18 protein-coding genes are annotated in these 16134 nt (G+C 70.4%); 11 read left to right on the plus strand and 7 right to left on the minus strand.

Going from position 1 to position 16134, the window contains the following annotated elements:
* Positions 1-4 precede the first annotated feature (4 nt).
* Positions 5-907: an alpha/beta hydrolase gene (locus R9Z33_RS11145; protein WP_318651371.1), complete on the plus strand. Its 903-nt coding sequence runs from the start codon at positions 5-7 to the stop codon at positions 905-907.
* Positions 904-2073 (plus strand): TIGR03862 family flavoprotein, encoded by a 1170-nt coding sequence (locus tag R9Z33_RS11150; protein ID WP_318651372.1) that lies wholly within the window; start codon positions 904-906, stop codon positions 2071-2073. The genes R9Z33_RS11145 and R9Z33_RS11150 overlap by 4 nt, the downstream gene beginning before the upstream one ends.
* Here the strand turns inward: R9Z33_RS11150 and R9Z33_RS11155 are convergent.
* The 7 genes from R9Z33_RS11155 to R9Z33_RS11185 all read right to left on the minus strand — a co-directional run bounded on the left by R9Z33_RS11155 (position 2051) and on the right by R9Z33_RS11185 (position 8149).
* Complete coding sequence (locus tag R9Z33_RS11155; RefSeq protein WP_318651373.1) at positions 2051-2431, minus strand: hypothetical protein; 381 nt, start codon at positions 2429-2431, stop codon at positions 2051-2053. The genes R9Z33_RS11150 and R9Z33_RS11155 overlap by 23 nt on opposite strands.
* Positions 2432-2603: 172 nt before the next feature.
* Positions 2604-3671, minus strand: coding sequence for an amino acid ABC transporter permease (locus R9Z33_RS11160; RefSeq protein WP_318651374.1), 1068 nt, complete (start codon positions 3669-3671; stop codon positions 2604-2606).
* Between the two features lies 1 nt (position 3672).
* Positions 3673-4857, minus strand: a complete 1185-nt coding sequence (locus tag R9Z33_RS11165) for an amino acid ABC transporter permease (RefSeq protein WP_318651375.1) — start codon at positions 4855-4857, stop codon at positions 3673-3675.
* Positions 4858-4926: 69 nt separating this feature from the next.
* On the minus strand, positions 4927-5958 hold the full coding sequence (locus R9Z33_RS11170; RefSeq protein ID WP_318651376.1) for an amino acid ABC transporter substrate-binding protein: 1032 nt from the start codon (positions 5956-5958) through the stop codon (positions 4927-4929).
* A gap of 190 nt (positions 5959-6148) precedes the next feature.
* On the minus strand, positions 6149-6898 hold the full coding sequence (locus R9Z33_RS11175; protein ID WP_318651377.1) for a lytic transglycosylase domain-containing protein: 750 nt from the start codon (positions 6896-6898) through the stop codon (positions 6149-6151).
* Between the two features lie 220 nt (positions 6899-7118).
* Positions 7119-7526: a cupin domain-containing protein gene (locus tag R9Z33_RS11180; RefSeq protein WP_318651378.1), complete on the minus strand. Its 408-nt coding sequence runs from the start codon at positions 7524-7526 to the stop codon at positions 7119-7121.
* The gene (locus R9Z33_RS11185) at positions 7523-8149 is read right to left on the minus strand and encodes a glutathione S-transferase family protein (RefSeq protein ID WP_318651379.1); all 627 of its coding nucleotides are present in this window, start codon (positions 8147-8149) and stop codon (positions 7523-7525) included. Before R9Z33_RS11185 ends, R9Z33_RS11180 begins: the two co-directional genes overlap by 4 nt.
* A 147-nt stretch (positions 8150-8296) precedes the next feature.
* Between R9Z33_RS11185 and R9Z33_RS11190 the strand changes: the two genes are divergently transcribed.
* The 9 genes from R9Z33_RS11190 to hpf all read left to right on the plus strand — a co-directional run bounded on the left by R9Z33_RS11190 (position 8297) and on the right by hpf (position 16086).
* The gene (locus R9Z33_RS11190) at positions 8297-9289 is read left to right on the plus strand and encodes a catalase family peroxidase (protein ID WP_318651380.1); all 993 of its coding nucleotides are present in this window, start codon (positions 8297-8299) and stop codon (positions 9287-9289) included.
* Between the two features lie 85 nt (positions 9290-9374).
* Complete coding sequence (locus tag R9Z33_RS11195) at positions 9375-9845, plus strand: disulfide bond formation protein B (RefSeq protein WP_318651381.1); 471 nt, start codon at positions 9375-9377, stop codon at positions 9843-9845.
* A complete protein-coding gene (locus tag R9Z33_RS11200) occupies positions 9842-10375 on the plus strand; it encodes a demethoxyubiquinone hydroxylase family protein (protein ID WP_318651382.1) in 534 nt (177 codons plus the stop codon). Before R9Z33_RS11195 ends, R9Z33_RS11200 begins: the two co-directional genes overlap by 4 nt.
* Positions 10376-10468: 93 nt before the next feature.
* Positions 10469-11464 carry a KpsF/GutQ family sugar-phosphate isomerase gene (locus R9Z33_RS11205; protein WP_318651383.1) on the plus strand — a complete coding sequence of 332 codons (996 nt, stop codon included), beginning with the start codon at positions 10469-10471 and terminating at the stop codon, positions 11462-11464.
* A 13-nt stretch (positions 11465-11477) separates the two neighbouring features.
* Positions 11478-12158, plus strand: a complete 681-nt coding sequence (lptC, locus tag R9Z33_RS11210; RefSeq protein WP_318651384.1) for an LPS export ABC transporter periplasmic protein LptC — start codon at positions 11478-11480, stop codon at positions 12156-12158.
* On the plus strand, positions 12155-13108 hold the full coding sequence (locus tag R9Z33_RS11215) for an LptA/OstA family protein (RefSeq protein WP_318651385.1): 954 nt from the start codon (positions 12155-12157) through the stop codon (positions 13106-13108). The genes lptC and R9Z33_RS11215 overlap by 4 nt, the downstream gene beginning before the upstream one ends.
* Positions 13109-13113: 5 nt before the next feature.
* Positions 13114-13896 (plus strand): LPS export ABC transporter ATP-binding protein, encoded by a 783-nt coding sequence (gene lptB, locus R9Z33_RS11220; RefSeq protein WP_318651637.1) that lies wholly within the window; start codon positions 13114-13116, stop codon positions 13894-13896.
* 53 nt (positions 13897-13949) lie between these two features.
* Positions 13950-15407: an RNA polymerase factor sigma-54 gene (gene rpoN, locus R9Z33_RS11225; RefSeq protein ID WP_318651386.1), complete on the plus strand. Its 1458-nt coding sequence runs from the start codon at positions 13950-13952 to the stop codon at positions 15405-15407.
* Positions 15408-15495: 88 nt separating this feature from the next.
* Complete coding sequence (hpf, locus tag R9Z33_RS11230) at positions 15496-16086, plus strand: ribosome hibernation-promoting factor, HPF/YfiA family (protein WP_318651387.1); 591 nt, start codon at positions 15496-15498, stop codon at positions 16084-16086.
* Positions 16087-16134: the final 48 nt, after the last annotated feature.

Consider the following 16134-nt stretch of genomic DNA (forward strand, 5'->3'; position numbering starts at 1 on the left):
GGACATGCTGCGTTTCATCCTGCCCGCCCTGCTGCTGGCGATGCCCGCACTCGCGCAGATCACCGCCCTGCCGCCCGAGACCCAGGCCGCGATCCGCGCCATCGGGCCGACCATGGGCGCCGAGGGTGTCACCCGCACCGCGGCCGCGCTCGCCGCCTTGCAGCCGCCGCCCGCCGTGGAGCCGCTGCGCGACCAGCGCTACGGCCCCGATCCGCGCCATCGCCTCGATGTCTTCTCGCCCGGCGCGGGCGCGCGGCCCGTGCTCGTCTTCGTGCATGGCGGCGGCTTCACGGGCGGCGACAAGACGCGGCCGGGTGCCTTCTACTACGACAATATCGGCCAATGGGCGGCGCGCTCGGGCCTGGTCGGTGTGAACATCACCTACCGGCTGGCGCCGCAGCACGCCTATCCGGCCGTGGTGGAGGACATCGCGGCGGCACTCGCCTGGGTGCGCGCGAATATCGCGGCGCATGGCGGTGACCCGGCGCGCATCGTGCTGATGGGGCAATCGGCCGGGGCGGCGCATGTGGGCGATTACCTGGCGGCGCACGCGGCCTCGCCGGGCGTGGCTTCGGCCGTGCTCGTCTCGGGCGTGCATGATGTGGGCAGCTACCCGGCCTCGCCCACCACGGGCGCCTATTACGGGACGGACCCGATCAGGCTCGCGCAGCGCTCGGCCATTCCGGGCCTGACGCGGCTCGCCATCCCTCTGTTTCTTGCGTCGGCCGATCTGGAGCCGCGACCCTTCCAGGACCAGGTGGCGCGGCTGAACGCGGCGCTCTGCCTGGCCGGGCGCTGCCCGCCCTATCTGCACATGGCCGGTCACAACCATTTCTCGACGGTCTTCGCCATCGGCACGGCCGATCAGGAGCTGACCATCCCGATTCTCGCCTTGGCCAACCGGTGAGCGCGCCCTTCGCGGTCATCGGCGCCGGGCCGGCCGGGCTGATGGCGGCGGAAACCCTGGCCGCCGCCGGGCATGCGGTCGTGGTCTTCGACCAGATGGCCGCCCCCGCGCGGAAATTCCTGCTGGCCGGGCGCGGCGGGCTGAACCTGACGCATTCCGAGCCGCTGGAGCCGTTCCTCACGCGCTACGGCGCGGCGGCCGACCTCCTGCGCCCGGCGATCGAGGCGTTTCCGCCGGCCGCGCTCATCGCCTGGGCCGAGGGGCTGGGGCAGGAGGTCTTCACCGGGAGCTCGGGCCGCGTCTTTCCGCGCGCCATGAAGGCCTCGCCCCTGCTGCGCGCCTGGCTCGCGCGGCTGGAGGGGCTGGGCGTCACGCTGCGGCGGCGGCATCGCTGGCTGGGATGGGACGGGGCGGGCGCGCTCCGTTTCGCGACGCCGGAGGGCGAGCAGCGCTTCGTGCCACGCGCGACGATCCTGGCGCTCGGCGGCGCCTCCTGGCCGCGCCTTGGCTCGGATGGCGCCTGGGCCGCGCTGCTGCCGGGTGTCACGCCCTTCCGCCCCGCCAATATGGGCTTCCGTGTGGAGTGGAGCGCGCATCTGCGGGAGCGTTTCGCAGGCGAGCCGCTGAAGCGCGTGGCCTTGACCTTCGCCGGCGAGACCCGGCGCGGCGAGGCGATGATCACGCGGGACGGCATCGAAGGGGGGCTGCTCTACGCCGCCAGCGCCGCGCTGCGCGAGGCGATCGCGCGTGACGGCTTCGCCGACATCACGCTCGATCTGCGGCCCGACCTGCGGCGCGTCACGCTCCCCGGCGGCTCGCAATCGCTGGCGAACCAGCTCCGCAAGCAGGCGCGGCTGTCGCCCGTCGCGGTGGCGCTGGTGCAGGAGGCGCTGCGGGCCGGGGCTGGGCGTGGCCCGGCGGAGCTGGTGAAGGCCCTGCCGTTGCGCCTGACCGGCACGCAGGGGCTGGAGCGGGCGATCTCCTCCGCCGGCGGCCTGGCCTTCGGCCATGGCCTCGCCGTGCCCGGCCATGAGCGCGTCTTCGCCTGCGGCGAGATGCTGGACTGGGAGGCGCCGACCGGCGGCTACCTCCTGCAGGCCTGCTTCAGCACGGCGGTGGCCGCGGCCCGCGTCGCGCTCGGGGTCACGTCGGCACGCAGCGGGTGATGTTGAGCGTCATCCGGGTGCCGGCGAGGGAGCCCTCGAAGGGCGTGCCGGCCCGGTTCGACACCGCCCCCACATTCGGGAACATGGCGAGCGAGAATTCCGGGTTGGCCTTGGTGCCCGCCGGCCCGGTGAGCACGACATGCGCGAAGACGCGGACGGCGACCGCGCCGCGGTTGATGATGCCGATGCGGATGTTGTTGTTGGCCGTGCCGAAATGGCTCGCCTCGAAGACCTCGACATTGCAGCCATTGGCGGTGGCGCCGTTCACGATGAGGTTCGGCCCGCTCCAGTTCGTCTGCTGGGCCGCGGCCGGCAGGGCCGCCAGGAGCAGGGGGGTGGCCAGGAGGAGCTTGCGCATGGGGTTCTCGCTCAGTTTGGTTTCGTGCCGTGAACCATGCCCGCCCCGCGCGCCCACGGCGATTCCCCCGCGCCGATGCCCGCGATAGGCCGGTCCAATGGGGCGGGAGGAAGGTGCAGGAAACTCAAGTTTCCTGCTGGGGGGTCGAGGGGGCAAAGCCCCCTCTCTTTCCCTACCGCTGCGCCGGCTGGAAATCCCGCTCCAGCTTCTGGCTGTATTTCGACATGGCGAAGCACAGCACGAAATAGACGCCGGCGGCGAAGACATAGGCCTCGGTGGGGAAGCCCAGCCAATTCGGATCGCCCAGCGCCGAACGCAGCGTCGTGAAGAAGTCGAAGACGCCGATCACGATCACCAGCGTCGTGTCCTTGAAGAGACCGATGAAGGTGTTCACCTGCGACGGGATGGTGATGGAGAGCGCCTGCGGCAGGATGACGAGGCGCATCTTTTGCCAGTAGCTGAGGCCCACCGCATCCGCCGCCTCATATTGCCCGCGCGGCATGGCCTGCAGGCCCCCGCGCACCACCTCCGCCATATAGGCCGCGGTGAAGATGGTGTAGGCGACCAGCACGCGCGCCAGGCGATCCAGCGTGATGCCCTCGGGCAGGAAGAGCGGCAGCATGATCGCCGCCATGAAGAGCAGGCTGATCAGCGGCACGCCGCGCACGCATTCGATGACGATGGTGGAGAACCAGCGCACCAGCGTCAGGTTCGAGCGCCGCCCGAGGGCGAGGAGGATCGCCAGCGGATAGCCGAGTGCGAGGCCATAGACCGCGATGATGCCGGTGATGGTGATGCCGCCCCAGAGGCGCGTCGCCACCGGCGTCAGCCCGAAGACGCCGCCGCCCATCAGGATGAGCATGGTGGGGGCCGCCACCACCCAGGCCACCAGCAGCCACTTGTTCCAGAAGGCGCGGAAGGTGGAGCAGATGACGAGCGTGACCAGGATGATGAGCATCACGCCCGGCCGCCAGCGCTCCTCATAGGGGTAGAGGCCGAAGACGCTGAACCAGAATTTCTCACGGATGAAGGCCCAGCAGGCGCCACCCGCCTCGCGGCATTGCGCGGCCGTGCCATTCCATGTGGCGTTCAGCACGGCCCAGCTGAAGAGCGGCGGCACGAGCCAGACGAGCAGCGCGATGCAGGCCGCGCTGATGGCGATGTTCACCGGGCCGTTGAAGCAGGCGCGGGCGAAGGCCACGCTGCGCTCGGTGAAGGTGGGAAGGGCGGGGGCGGCCATCTCAGCGCTCCTTCAGCGCGACAGCGCGGTTGTACATGTTCATCAGGAGCGAGGTGACGAGGCTGATGGCGAGGTAGATCGCCATGAAGAGGCTGATCACCTCCACCGCCTGGCCGGTCTGGTTGATCGAGGTGTTGGCGACCGAGACGAGGTCCGGATAGCCGATGACGACGGCGAGGGAGGAGTTCTTCGTCAGGTTCAGGAATTGCGAGGTCATCGGCGGGATGATGACGCGCAGCGCCTGGGGCAGGATGACGAGGCGCATGATGCGCCCCGGTGGCAGGCCCAGCGCGCGCGCCGCCTCCCATTGCCCCTTGTGCACCGACTGGATGCCCGAGCGCACGATCTCGGCGATGAAGGCCGAGGTGTAGATGACGAGGCCGATCAGCAGCGCGAAGAATTCCGGGCTGAGCGAGAGCCCGCCCTCGAAATTGAAGCCGGTCAGTTCCGGCCATTCCACCGTGGGCGCGCCGAAGACGAAGCCCGCCAGCAGCGGCAGGCCGATCAGCAGCGAGAAGCCCGGGACCAGGGTGGATTTGCGCTCGCCCGTCTCGATCTGGCGGGCGCGCTCGCGGCGCGCGAGGCCGTACCAGAGGATGCCGGCGGTCACGAGGGCGAGGAGGCAGGAATAGAGCGCGGGCTCGGCCAGCAGGGCCGGCATCTTCACGCCGCGCTGCGAGAGGAAGAGGCCGGGCAGCGGGTTCAGCGCCTGCCGCACCGAGGGGAGCTGCAGGATGATGGAGTGCCAGAACACCAGCTGCAGGACGAGCGGCGTGTTGCGGATGATCTCGATATAGCCGCCGGTCAGGCTGCGCAGCAGCGGATTGGCGGAGAGGCGCGCCAGGCCCAGCAGCACGCCCAGGATGGTGGCGAGCACGATGCCGACGATGGCGACGCGCATGGTGTTGAGGAAGCCCTGCGTCAGCGCGCGGGCATAGGTGTCCGACGGCGTGTAGTTGAGGAGGCCCTCGCCGATGGGAAAGCCCGCGGAGCGGTTGAGGAAGCCATAGCCGAACTGCAGGCCGCGCGCGGCCATGTTGGTCAGCATGTTGTTGTAGACGGACCAGCCGATGAAGATCACGGCGGCGGCCAGCGCCGCCTGCCACATCAGGCCGCGCATCGTGGTGCCCGCGGGCAGGGGGATCAGCGGCTTCGCCGCCGGCATGATCGGGGAGGTGGTGCTCATGCGGCGCCCTTTTCACTCAACCGGAAAGAAGAAAGAGGGCCGGGGATCGCTCCCCGGCCCGTTTCGGCCTCAGCGGGCCGGCGGGGCGTAGAGCAGGCCGCCCTGCGTCCAGATGTTGTTCTGGCCGCGATCCAGGCCGAGCGGGGTCTGCGGGCCCAGGTGGCGGTTGTAGATCTCGCCATAATTGCCGAACTGGCGGATGATCTGGCGGGCATAGTCGGCGCGCGCCGCGCTGATGCTCTCGCCCATGTTGCCCTCGACGCCCAGGAAGCGGCGCACCAGCGGGTTGGTGCTGCTGCCCGCGATCTGCTCGACATTCGCCTGGTTGATGCCGAGTTCCTCGGCCTCGATCAGGGCGAAGACGGTCCAGGCCACGATGTTCGTCAGCTCCTCATCGCCCTGGCGGATCACGGGGCCGAGCGGCTCCTTGCTGATGCGCTCGGGCAGGATCACGTGGTCGGCCGGGCGGGTGAGCAGCGTGCGCTGGGCGGCGAGTGCCGCGAAGTCGTTGGTGAACACGTCGCAGCGGCCGCTGTCATAGGCGCGGCGCAGCTCGTCGAGGTCGGAGATGACGACCGGCGTGAAGCGCAGGTTGTGCTGGCGGAAGAAGTCGTTGAGGTTCAGCTCGGTCGTCGTGCCGGGCTGCACGCAGACGGTCGCGCCGTTCAGCTGGCGGGCGGAGTTCACGTTCAGGCGGCGGGGCACCATCACGGACTGGCCATCATAGAAGACGATGGCCGGGAAGTTGAAGCGGTTCACGTTCGAATCGCGCGTCAGCGTCCAGGTCGAGTTGTTGGAGAGGATGTCCACCTCCCCCGAGGCCAGCGCCGGGAAGCGGCTCTGCGAGGTGACGGGGACGAACTCCACCTTCGAGGCGTCGTTGAAGATCGTGATCGCGACGGCGCGGCAGATCTCGACGTTGAAGCCCTGCCAGCGGCCCTGGCTGTCGGGCACGCCGAAGCCGGGGTTGGACGGGCCCTGGACGCCGCAGCGCAGGGTGCCGCGCTGGCGGATGTTGTCGAGGTCACGGCCGGCCAGCGCTTCCACCGGCCCGAAGACCATGAAAGCCGCCGCGGCAGCGGCAAAGGCGGTCAACTTCATCGGAAAATCCCTTTTCGTTGGCTCCGGCGAGGTATGCCTTGCCGGCTGGTCTGCCATGTGCCCGGAACCTAGCGTTGTTGCAAGAGGGTTAAACCGCCGCAATCAGCTGCGAGGGCAGGGATCGCCCAGGGCTTGGGCATGGGGGGCGAATGGGCCGGAAATCCGCCCCGCCCGCGGGCAACGCCGCCCCTCAGCGCCGGACCAGCTGGCTCGGCAGCAGGGCCACCGGGCGGCCGGTGATGGGGATGGGATTGGCGCGATAGGCATCGAGGCCACGTCCGCCGCCGCCTGCGGTCGGCAGGATCTGCGCCCGGTCTTCCCGATTCGAGAGCGAAAGGCTGCTGGGCGGTGCCATGGCCAGCTGGCGGGGCAGGTTGAGGCCGACCAGCGCGCGGTCCTCCGCCACGCGCGCCTGGGCCGCGGGCCAGGCGGCCTGGACCCGCGCGCGATAGGCCTGGGCGAGGTCGGGCGTGTGGGAGTGGTAATGCCCCGCGGCCGTCATCCAGTCGCCCCGCGCGGCATGGAGCTGCGTCAGGAATTGCGCGGCGTAGCGGGCATTGCTCATGGGGTCGAAGGCCTCCTCCAGGCTGGCGAAGGCGCGGGGGTGATGGTGCAGGTTCACCTGCATGCAGCCCACGTCGATCACCCGGACGCCGCGCCCCTGCAATTCCCGCACGGCGGCAATCGCTGCCGCCCTGTCTGGGAAGAAATGGCCGCGCCCCTCCGCATTGATGGTCCAGGGCCAGGGGCCGGAGGTGCCGGTCTCGGGGTTGCGGCGGCCGGATTCGACCCGCCCGATGGCTTGCAGCAGGCCCGCCGGGATTTGCGCATCCTGCTCCGCGCGGGCGATGGCCGCGCGGCATTGCAGCGTCGGATCAAGGGTTTGCGCCGCTGCGGCCGTCCCAAGCAGCAAGAGGAAGGGCAGGAGCAGGGCGGGCATGATGCGCATGGCGCGCTCTGCGCAAATCGCATGCCAGCCCCGATGCAAAATCGCGATGCTGCAATGCAAAAAATCGCTTGCACACGAGCGACCTCCCGCCTATGTTTCTGGAGGCGGCAGGAACTTCGGTTCTTGCCTGCTTTCTTGGACGTTTCCTCCCTAAACTTGGCGGCGCAGCAATGCGTCGCCATTTTTTTTGGACAGATCCTTTCGGCCGTCTTTATGGCGCATCCACCAGCTTCGTCACGAATTGCGCCGGCGCGGTGATCTCCACCAATTCCAGGTCATCGGAATGGGCGAGTTCCCGGTGGCGGATGCGCGGGGGCTGCAGCACGCTCGTGCCCGCCGTCAGCGTCACCTCGCCGATATCCTCGTATTCGAAGCGCACCCAGCCCTTCACGATCCAGACCATCTGGAAATCCAGCTCATGCAGGTGCCATTGCGGCTCGGCATGCACGCCGGGAATCGCGCGGATCACATGGGCGCCGAACCCGCCCGCCGTCGCCTCCGCGATGCCGAGGTCGCCATACTCGAAGAAGGCGCGCAGCCCGCGCGTGAAATCCCGCCCCTCGGCATGGCGGACGATGGTGCGGCCCTTCGGCTGTTCCGTCACGACATCCTCCTTCATGACATGGGCACCCCCACATGGCGGGCATAGCCCGGTCGGGCCATCAGCCGCCCATGCCAGGCCTGGAGCCGCGGCTGCGGCGCGCGGGTGACGGGCAGCGCCAGCCAGCGATGCAGATAGGGGCCGAGCGCAATGTCGGCGAGGCTGAGATGCTCGCCCCCCAGATAGGGCGCGATGCCGAGGCTGTTCTCCACCATGTCCCACAACGCCTGCGCCTCGTCCCGCGCCGCATGGGTGGCGGGCCAGTTCCGCTCCGCCTCGGGCGTGCGGACATAGGTGAAGAAGATGGTGGTCATCGGCGCGTTGAGGTGGCCGAGCTGCCAGTCCATCCAGCGCTCGATGCGCGCGCGGGCGCGGGGCTCCACGGGATAGAGCGCATGCCCCGGGGTACGGGTGGTGACCAGGTAGCGGCAGATCGTGTTGCTTTCCCAGAGCGAATAGCCGTCCGGCTCCTCGATCGTCGGCACCCGGCCATTGGGGTTCATCGCGAGGTAAGCCGGCTCCTTCGTGCGGCCGAAGCTGCCGCCGGCATCCAGCCGCTCATGGGGAATCCCGAGCTCCTCGCAGAGCCAGAGCAGTTTCATCACATTGGAGGAGCTGGCGCGGCCCCAGATCTTCAGCATGGCGTTTCTCCCTCAGCCGGATGCGAGCCTAGGCCTTGCGCGGCGGGGGCGGGAAGGGCGTGAAATCCTGTGGCGGCGGCAGACCCGGCTGCGTAACCTTCCCAGGATGTCCGGCGAAACCAGGGACACAGGAGGAAGGACCCACCCATGCACCGCCGCCCGCTCACCCTCGGCCTCGCCGCCGCCACCCTCGCCGCCCTGCTGGCGGTGCCGCCCGTCGCAGCCCAGCCGACGCCGGAGGAGATCATCAACGGCTTCGAGGGGGTGCTGGGGCCGGTCCGCAGCTACCGTCCCTCCCATCCCAAGGGCCTCTGCGCCGCGGGGCATTTCACCGCGACGCCCGAGGGCTCGCGACTCTCCGTCGCACCCGTGTTCAGCGGGCAGCGGGTCAACACCATCATCCGCTTCGGCGTGGCGGGCGCGAATCCGCAGGCCGACGACCGGGCGCGCAGCACCCGCGGCCTCGGCATCCGCTTCGAGACGGCAGCGGGCGACGTGCTGGACATGGCGAACATCTCCGCCCCCATCTTCGGCGCCCCCAACCCGACCGTCTTCCTCGAGAACCTGCGCGTGCGCGCGCCGGATCCCGCAACTGGCCGGCCCAATGCCGAGCGCATCGCGGCCTTCGTCGCCGCCAACCCGGCGGTGACGCGGCAGGGCGCCTGGCTCGGCGCCACGCTGCCGCCGGCGAGCTGGGCCACCACCCCCTATTGGGGCGTCAATGCCTTCCGCTTCCAGGGCCAGGACGGGCAGGTGCGCCACGCCCGCTGGGTGTTCGAGCCGCGCGCCGGCGTGCAGCGCCTGACCGCCGAGCAGATGCAGTCCCTCCCGCGCGACTTCCTGGCCGACGAGATTCGCGCCCGCATCGCGCAGGGCCCGGTCGAGTTCGACATGGTGCTGCAATTCCCGGGGCCGGGCGATGACGTGACCAACCCCACCGTGGCCTGGCCCGATGACCGGCCGCGCGCCGTGGTGGGGCGCCTCACGGTCACCTCCGTCGCCGCCGGCCCGGGCGGGCCCTGCGATCCGATCAGCTTCATGACGCTGGACCAGGAGCCGGGGATCAGCTTCAGCGACGACCCGACCCTGCATGCGCGCGCCGCACCCTACGCGGTCTCGCTCTCGCGCCGGACCAATTGAGGGCAGGGGACCAAGGCTTGGGACCGAGGCTTTTTGTTACCGCGCCCGGCCTTGCCGCGGCGCGGGCCCTGGCTTCAGATGGGGCATGGCCTCCGCCCTGCTGATCGCCCTCCTCGCCTTCGGGGCGCCCCTCTTCGCGCGCGGCTCCGAGGGCTGGTTCGGCCTTGCCCCCTGCGAGCTCTGCCTCTGGCAGCGCTGGCCCTATTGGGTGGCGGGCGGCCTCGCCCTGCTGGGCGTGTTCCTCTGGCGGCGGCCGGCGCTGCGCCTGGCCGGCCTCGCCGCCGCCATCTCGGCCGCGATCGGCGCCTTCCATCTGGGCGTGGAGTTCGGCTGGTGGCCCTCGCCGCTGCCCGGCTGCCAGGCGCCCACCTCGGGCGGCGCCATGAGCGTGGAGGACATGCTCCGCAGCCTCGCCCCCACGCCCAACAAGCCTTGCGACCAGCCGGCCTACCTGATTCCGGGCTTCCCCCTTTCCATGGCGGGGATGAACCTGATCTATGGGGTGAGCCTCGCCGTCCTGGCCTGGCGCCTTGCCCAGAAGGAGCCCCGCGCATGAGCCATCCCTCGCCCAAGACGGACCGCCGCTACCTGGAGGAGGTGATCCGCGTGGACCACGCCGGGGAATATGGCGCGAAGCGCATCTACCAGGGCCAGCTCGCCGTGCTGCGCGGCACGAAGCACGAGGACACCATCCGCCACATGCAGGAGCAGGAGCAGGAGCATCTCGACACCTTCTCCCGCCTGATCGCCGAGCGGCGGGTGCGCCCGACCGCGCTGCTGCCCATCTGGCATGTGGCCGGCTTCGCGCTGGGCGCCGCCACCGCCGCCATGGGCGCGCGGGCCGCCATGGCCTGCACCGTCGCCGTCGAGGAGGCGATCGACGAACACTACCAGGCGCAGGAACGCACCCTGGGCGAGGACGAGGCGCCGCTGAAGGCCGACATCGCCCGCTTCCGCGCCGAGGAGCTGGAGCACAGGGACATCGGACTCGCCAATGAGGCGGAGCTGACGCCGGGCTACCGGCTGCTCTCCGCCGCCATCAAGATGGGCTGCAAGGTCGCCATCCGCATTTCGGAAAAGGTCTGAAAAACCTCGGTTTCGTGCCGGTGTCACGCTTTGGCACGATCCTTGCCTTATCCTTGCCTTGACCCCCGCTGGCCGCCACCCCATAGAGGCAGCGTGGATCAAGGCACCCCCCCTCTGAACAGCCCGGACATCGAGAGCCTGGAGACGGCGCGGCGCGTCCTCCGCCTGGAGGCGGCGGCGCTGGAGGCGACGGCGGCCGGGCTGGATGCCCGCTTCGACCAGGCCGTGCAGTTGCTGGCCGTCACCACCGGGCGCGTCGTCGTCTCGGGCATGGGCAAGTCGGGCCATGTCGGCCGCAAGATCGCGGCCACCTTCGCCTCCACCGGAACGCCCGCGCAATTCGTCCATCCGGGCGAGGCGAGCCATGGCGACCTCGGCATGATCATCCAAGGCGATTCCGTGCTCGCCCTGTCCAATTCCGGCGAGACCTCGGAGCTGGGCGACCTTGTGGCCCATACCCGCCGCTTCGGCATCCCGCTGATCTCGATCGTGGGCCGGCCCTCCAGCACGCTCGGCCGCGATTCCGACGTGGCGCTGGTGCTGCCGGCCGCGCAGGAGGCCTGCCCGCTCGGCCTTGCTCCCACCACCTCCACCACCATGCAGCTGGCGCTGGGCGATGCGCTCGCTGTCGCGCTGCTGGAGCGGCGCGGCTTCGGCCCGGAGGACTTCCGCGTCTTCCACCCGGGCGGCAAGCTTGGTGCCCGCCTCTCCCGCGTGGCCGACCTGATGCACGGCCCGGAGGAGCTTCCGCTCGCGACCCCCGAGACGCCGATGGCCGAGGCGCTGGTGGCGATGACGGCCCGGCGCTTCGGCTGCCTCGGCATCACGGATGCGGAAGGGCGCCTCGCCGGCATCATCACCGATGGCGACCTGCGCCGCGCGCTGCAGCCGGGCGGTGCCCTGCTCACCCGCCGCGCCGGCGAGGTGATGACGCGCCAGCCGCGCAGCGTCCCCGCCGACGCCCTGGCGGCCGAGGCGCTGCGGATCATGAACGAGGGCAGCATCACCACCCTCTTCGTGGTGGATGCGGAGCGCCGGCCCGCCGGCATCCTGCACATCCATGACCTGCTGCGCGCGGGCGTGGCGTGATGGGCCGGGCCCGATGAGCCAGGAGATCCGCCGCTCCGACTTCCTGGACGTCGCGCAGGACCGCCGCCGCGCGCTGACGCCCTCGCGCGCGCGCCAGGTGCCGCGCGCCGAACAGATCGCCCGCCGCCAGCGCCTCGTCCAGGCGATGAAGTTCCTGATGCCGCTGCTCGCCGCCGGCGTGCTCGCGCTGATGGTCTTCTGGCCCGATATCGAGGGCAGCAATTCGCGCCTCTCCTTCCGGCGCGGCCCGGCCCTGGTGCCCGAGGCGCTGCAGCTCGTCGCCCCCCGCTTCCAGGGCGTGGACGAGCTGAACCGCCCCTACACGGTCACCGCCCGCCTCGCCCGCCAGCCGGGGCAGGAGGAGGTGCTGCTGATGGAACTGCCGCGCGCCGACATCCAGCTGAATGACGGCGGCTGGGTCTATGTCGAGAGCGACCGCGGCCGCTATGACCGCGCCACCCAACTGCTCGATCTTGAGGGCAATGTGGAACTCTATCACGACAACGGCACGCTCTTCCGCACCGAGGCGGCGGCGGTGCGGGTCAATGCCGGCACCGCCCATGGCGAAAGGCCGACCCAGGCGCAGGGCAGCTTCGGCACCATCGAATCCGAGGGCTTCGAGATGCGGGACCGCGGCGCGGTCATGATCTTCACCGGCCGCGCCCGCGCCGTGCTGGAAGGGCGCCAGCAATGAGGCGCCCGCTGGCCCTGCTCGGCCTTCTCATCGCCGGTCCTGCCCTGGCCCAGGGCATCGACATGTCCCAGGGCGGGCCGGTGGACATCACCGCCACCAACGGAATCGAGTGGCGCCAGGCCGAGCAGGTGGTGGTGGCGCGTGGCGATGCACGCGCCGTGCGCGACGGCACGACCATCGAGGCAGCGCGGCTGATTGCGCGCTACCGCTCGCAGGGCGGCGCCCAGAATGCCGGCGCCCAGAACGTTGGCGCCCAGCCGGCCGCGCGCCCCGCCGCGGCGGGCGAGACGCCGCTCAGTGGCGGTAGCGAGATCTGGCGCGTGGAGGCGGAAGGCGATGTCCGCATCTTCACGCCGACCGATACCGCCCGCGGCGACCGCGCCGTCTATGACATGGACCAGGCCGTGCTGGTGCTGACCGGCCGCGCCATCAGCTACAGCACGCCGCAGCAGGTGATCTCCGCGCGCGACAGCCTGGAATACTGGACGCATCGGCGCATGGCGGTGGCCCGCGGCTCCGCCCTCGTCGTCACGCAGGATGGCCGGCGCATCGCGGCCGATACGCTGGTCGCCCACATGCTGGAGGACCCACCGCCGGGGGCCACGCCCGCCGGCCGCGCCGTGGCCCGCCCAGGCACCGAGGGCACGGCCGGCCCGCCCCCCGGCCAGGGCCGCATCGATCGCATCGAGCTGTTCGGCAATGTCGAGATCCGTACGGAGGCCGAGGTGATCCGCGGCGACCGCGCGGTGTATTCGGCCGCCACCGGCCTCGCCCGCGTGCTCGGCAATGTCCGCATCACGCGGGGCGAGAACCTCGTCTCCGGCCGCGAGGCCATCGTGAACATGAACACCGGCGTCTCGCGCATCCTCTCCCAGCCAGGGCAGCGTGTGCAGGGCATCATCATTCCGCAGCAGGGGAGCGACCCTGCCTCCCCAGGAGCCAGCCGATGAACCAGATGGGCCAGACGCCAGGGCCGGCCGCGGCCGGCAAGCCCGCCCTCTCGGCCATCGAAGGTTCGGGCGGGCTGGTCGCGACCGGCCTTGGCAAGCGCTACAAGAAGCGCCCGGTGGTGCGGAACGTCTCGATCTCGCTCAAGCGGGGCGAGGCGGTGGGCCTGCTCGGCCCCAATGGCGCGGGCAAGACCACGACCTTCTACATGATCACCGGCCTCGTTCAGCCCGAGGAGGGCACGGTGATGATGGACGGCGCCGATGTGACGCGCCTGCCCATGTATCGCCGCGCGCGCCTCGGCCTCGGCTACCTGCCGCAGGAGGCGTCCATCTTCCGTGGCCTCTCGGTCGAGCAGAACATCCTCGCCGCGCTCGAGGTGGTGGAGCCGCTGCGCGACCGGCGCGAGCAGATGCTGGAAAGCCTCATGGCGGAATTCGGCATCTCGCACCTGCGGCGCGCGCCGGCTTTGGCGCTTTCGGGCGGCGAGCGGCGGCGTTGCGAGATCGCGCGCGCGCTCGCCACGCATCCCTCCTACATCCTGCTGGACGAGCCGCTGGCCGGCATCGACCCGATCGCGGTGGCCGAGATCCGTGACCTGGTGAAGCACCTGAAGAATCGCGGCATCGGCGTGCTCATCACCGACCACAATGTGCGCGAGACGCTGGAGATCATCGACCGCGCCTACATCATGCATGACGGCCAGGTGCTGATGGAGGGCCTGCCGCACGAGATCGTGGCGCATGAGGGCGTGCGCCGCGTCTATCTCGGCGAGAAGTTCAGCCTCTAGGCCGCCATGCAAGGGGCCGCGACACCAACCAGACCAGCGCGGCGGGAGTAGGCATGGCGCTCGGCCCGCGCCTCGACCTGCGCCATTCGCAGTCGCTGATGATGACGCCGCAGCTGCGGCAGGCCATCAAGCTGCTGCAATCCTCCAACCTCGAGGTCATGGCCTTCGTGGAGGAGGAGCTGGAGCGCAACCCGCTGCTCGAGCGGGACGAGACGCATGTGGCCGTGAGCGAGACCGTGGCGGTGGCGCCCGACGCCGCCGCCATCGCCACCTCGGACACGCTGGCGGTGGGCGATGCCGCGCCGCTCGATGCCGATTTCTCCAACGTGATGGATGAGGGCGAGGCCTATCAGCCCGGCGTCGGCGCCGGCGGGCGCATGGATTTCAGTGACGACCTGTCGGGCATCGAGGCGATGGCCGCCGCCGGCCCGACGCTGCGCGAGCGCCTGGCCGAGCAGATCCGCCTGAATTTCGAGGAGGGGCGCGACCGGCTGATCGCCTCCGCGCTGCTCGCCATGGTCGAGCCCTCGGGGCGGCTCAGCCTGGATGCGACGGCGCTCGCCGCGCGGCTCGGCTGCGATGTCGCCGTGGTGGAGCGCGTGCGCCGCGCCATGCAGCGCTTCGAGCCCACCGGCATGTTCTGCGCCGATCTGCGCGAATGCCTCCAGGTCCAGCTGGAGGAGGCCGGCCGCTACGACCCCTACATGGCGCGCCTGCTGGACAACCTCCCCCTGCTGGCACGCCGCGACATGGCGGCCCTGCGCGAGGCCTGCGGCGTGGATGCCGAGGACCTGGCCGAGATGGTGGCCGAGCTTCGCCGCCTCGACCCCAAGCCGGGGGCGGGCGGCGATGACGAGCCGCTGAACATCATCCAGCCCGACGTGCTGATGCGCCCCGATGCGGAGGGCGGCTGGATCCTGGAGCTGAACCCGGAGACGCTGCCCCGCGTGCTGGTGAACCGCGGCTTCGCCGCGCGCTGCACCGTGGGCCTGAAGGACAAGGAGCAGAAGGGCTTCCTGGCCGAACAGCTGCAAAGCGCCAATTGGCTGGTGAAGAGCCTGGAGCAGCGGGCGAACACCATCCTCAAGGTCGCCTCCGAGATCGTCCGCCGGCAGGACGCCTTCTTCCGCCACGGCGTGGGGCATCTGCGCCCCCTCATCCTGCGGGACGTGGCCGAGGAGGTGGAGATGCACGAGAGCACCGTCAGCCGCGTCACCGCCAACAAGTATATGGCGACGCCGCGCGGCATGCTGGAGCTGAAATACTTCTTCACCACGGCCATCCAGGGCACGGCGGGCGGCGAAGCGGTGAGCGCGGAGGCGGTGCGCCACCGCATCCGCGGCCTGGTGCAGGCCGAGACCTTCGAGACCGTCCTCTCGGATGACGCAATCGTATTGCGGTTGCGTGAAGAAGGCGTGGACATCGCGCGGCGGACCGTGGCCAAATACCGCGAAGCGATGCGCATCCCGTCCTCGGTGCAGCGCAAGCGCGAGAAGGCCGCCACGGCCTGAAGGGGCACCCCCTGCTGGCCGGATGGCGGCTGGCCAAGAGCGCAGGCTTTGTGTCTGCGCTCGGAATGACTGAGGGGAAGTGACCAACATGCACATCACTGTCGCCGGCAAGCAGGTCGCCACCAGCGATGCTCTGCGCACCCATGTCGAGGATGGGCTGGGGGCGATCACGGCGAAGTATTTCGACCACGCGCTGGAGGCGCGGGTCACCTTTCGCAAGGATGCCAAGGGCAGTGCCGGGGGGCATTTCGCCTGCGACATCAACCTGCATGCGGGCCGTGGCCTGATGATGCGGGGCGAGGGGCAGGGGGTGGATGCGCACAAGGCCTTCGACCAGGCCGCGGAACATGTCGCCAAGCGCCTCAGGCGCTACCGACGCCGCGTGAACGAACACGCGCGCGGCGCCGCAAGCCAGCGCGAGCCGCAGGAGACGCTGCGCGAATACGTGGTCCAGGCCGCCGAGGATGCCGAGGAAGCGCCCGAGATCCAGGGCGCCGAGCACCCGGCCGTGGTGGCCGAGCCGCTGGGCGAGCTGCACCAGCTGACCGTGGGCGAGGCGACGATGCGCCTGGAACTGGCCGGCCACCCCGTGATCGTCTTCCGCAACCGCGCGAGCGGCGGGATCAACGTGGTCTATCGCCGCCAGGACGGGCACGTCGGCTGGATTGATCCGGGGTAACCGATGGCCTGAGGCGCCAGGCGGCGGCTTTGCCGCTTGGCGGCTGGG

The organism is Sediminicoccus rosea, assembly GCF_033547095.1.
GTDB lineage: Bacteria > Pseudomonadota > Alphaproteobacteria > Acetobacterales > Acetobacteraceae > Roseococcus > Roseococcus rosea.

What these genes read in the sequence shown, in the direction of transcription:
- R9Z33_RS11145 (WP_318651371.1), top strand. Translation starts at nt 5, where the DNA reads ATGCTGCGTTTCATCCTGCCCGCCCTGCTGCTGGCGATGCCCGCACTC.
- R9Z33_RS11155 (WP_318651373.1), bottom strand. Translation starts at nt 2,431, where the DNA reads ATGCGCAAGCTCCTCCTGGCCACCCCCCTGCTCCTGGCGGCCCTGCCG.
- R9Z33_RS11160 (WP_318651374.1), bottom strand. Translation starts at nt 3,671, where the DNA reads ATGGCCGCCCCCGCCCTTCCCACCTTCACCGAGCGCAGCGTGGCCTTC.
- R9Z33_RS11165 (WP_318651375.1), bottom strand. Translation starts at nt 4,857, where the DNA reads ATGAGCACCACCTCCCCGATCATGCCGGCGGCGAAGCCGCTGATCCCC.
- R9Z33_RS11170 (WP_318651376.1), bottom strand. Translation starts at nt 5,958, where the DNA reads ATGAAGTTGACCGCCTTTGCCGCTGCCGCGGCGGCTTTCATGGTCTTC.
- R9Z33_RS11175 (WP_318651377.1), bottom strand. Translation starts at nt 6,898, where the DNA reads ATGCCCGCCCTGCTCCTGCCCTTCCTCTTGCTGCTTGGGACGGCCGCA.
- R9Z33_RS11180 (WP_318651378.1), bottom strand. Translation starts at nt 7,526, where the DNA reads ATGAAGGAGGATGTCGTGACGGAACAGCCGAAGGGCCGCACCATCGTC.
- R9Z33_RS11185 (WP_318651379.1), bottom strand. Translation starts at nt 8,149, where the DNA reads ATGCTGAAGATCTGGGGCCGCGCCAGCTCCTCCAATGTGATGAAACTG.
- R9Z33_RS11190 (WP_318651380.1), top strand. Translation starts at nt 8,297, where the DNA reads ATGCACCGCCGCCCGCTCACCCTCGGCCTCGCCGCCGCCACCCTCGCC.
- R9Z33_RS11195 (WP_318651381.1), top strand. Translation starts at nt 9,375, where the DNA reads ATGGCCTCCGCCCTGCTGATCGCCCTCCTCGCCTTCGGGGCGCCCCTC.
- R9Z33_RS11200 (WP_318651382.1), top strand. Translation starts at nt 9,842, where the DNA reads ATGAGCCATCCCTCGCCCAAGACGGACCGCCGCTACCTGGAGGAGGTG.
- lptC (WP_318651384.1), top strand. Translation starts at nt 11,478, where the DNA reads ATGAGCCAGGAGATCCGCCGCTCCGACTTCCTGGACGTCGCGCAGGAC.
- R9Z33_RS11215 (WP_318651385.1), top strand. Translation starts at nt 12,155, where the DNA reads ATGAGGCGCCCGCTGGCCCTGCTCGGCCTTCTCATCGCCGGTCCTGCC.
- lptB (WP_318651637.1), top strand. Translation starts at nt 13,114, where the DNA reads ATGGGCCAGACGCCAGGGCCGGCCGCGGCCGGCAAGCCCGCCCTCTCG.
- rpoN (WP_318651386.1), top strand. Translation starts at nt 13,950, where the DNA reads ATGGCGCTCGGCCCGCGCCTCGACCTGCGCCATTCGCAGTCGCTGATG.
- hpf (WP_318651387.1), top strand. Translation starts at nt 15,496, where the DNA reads ATGCACATCACTGTCGCCGGCAAGCAGGTCGCCACCAGCGATGCTCTG.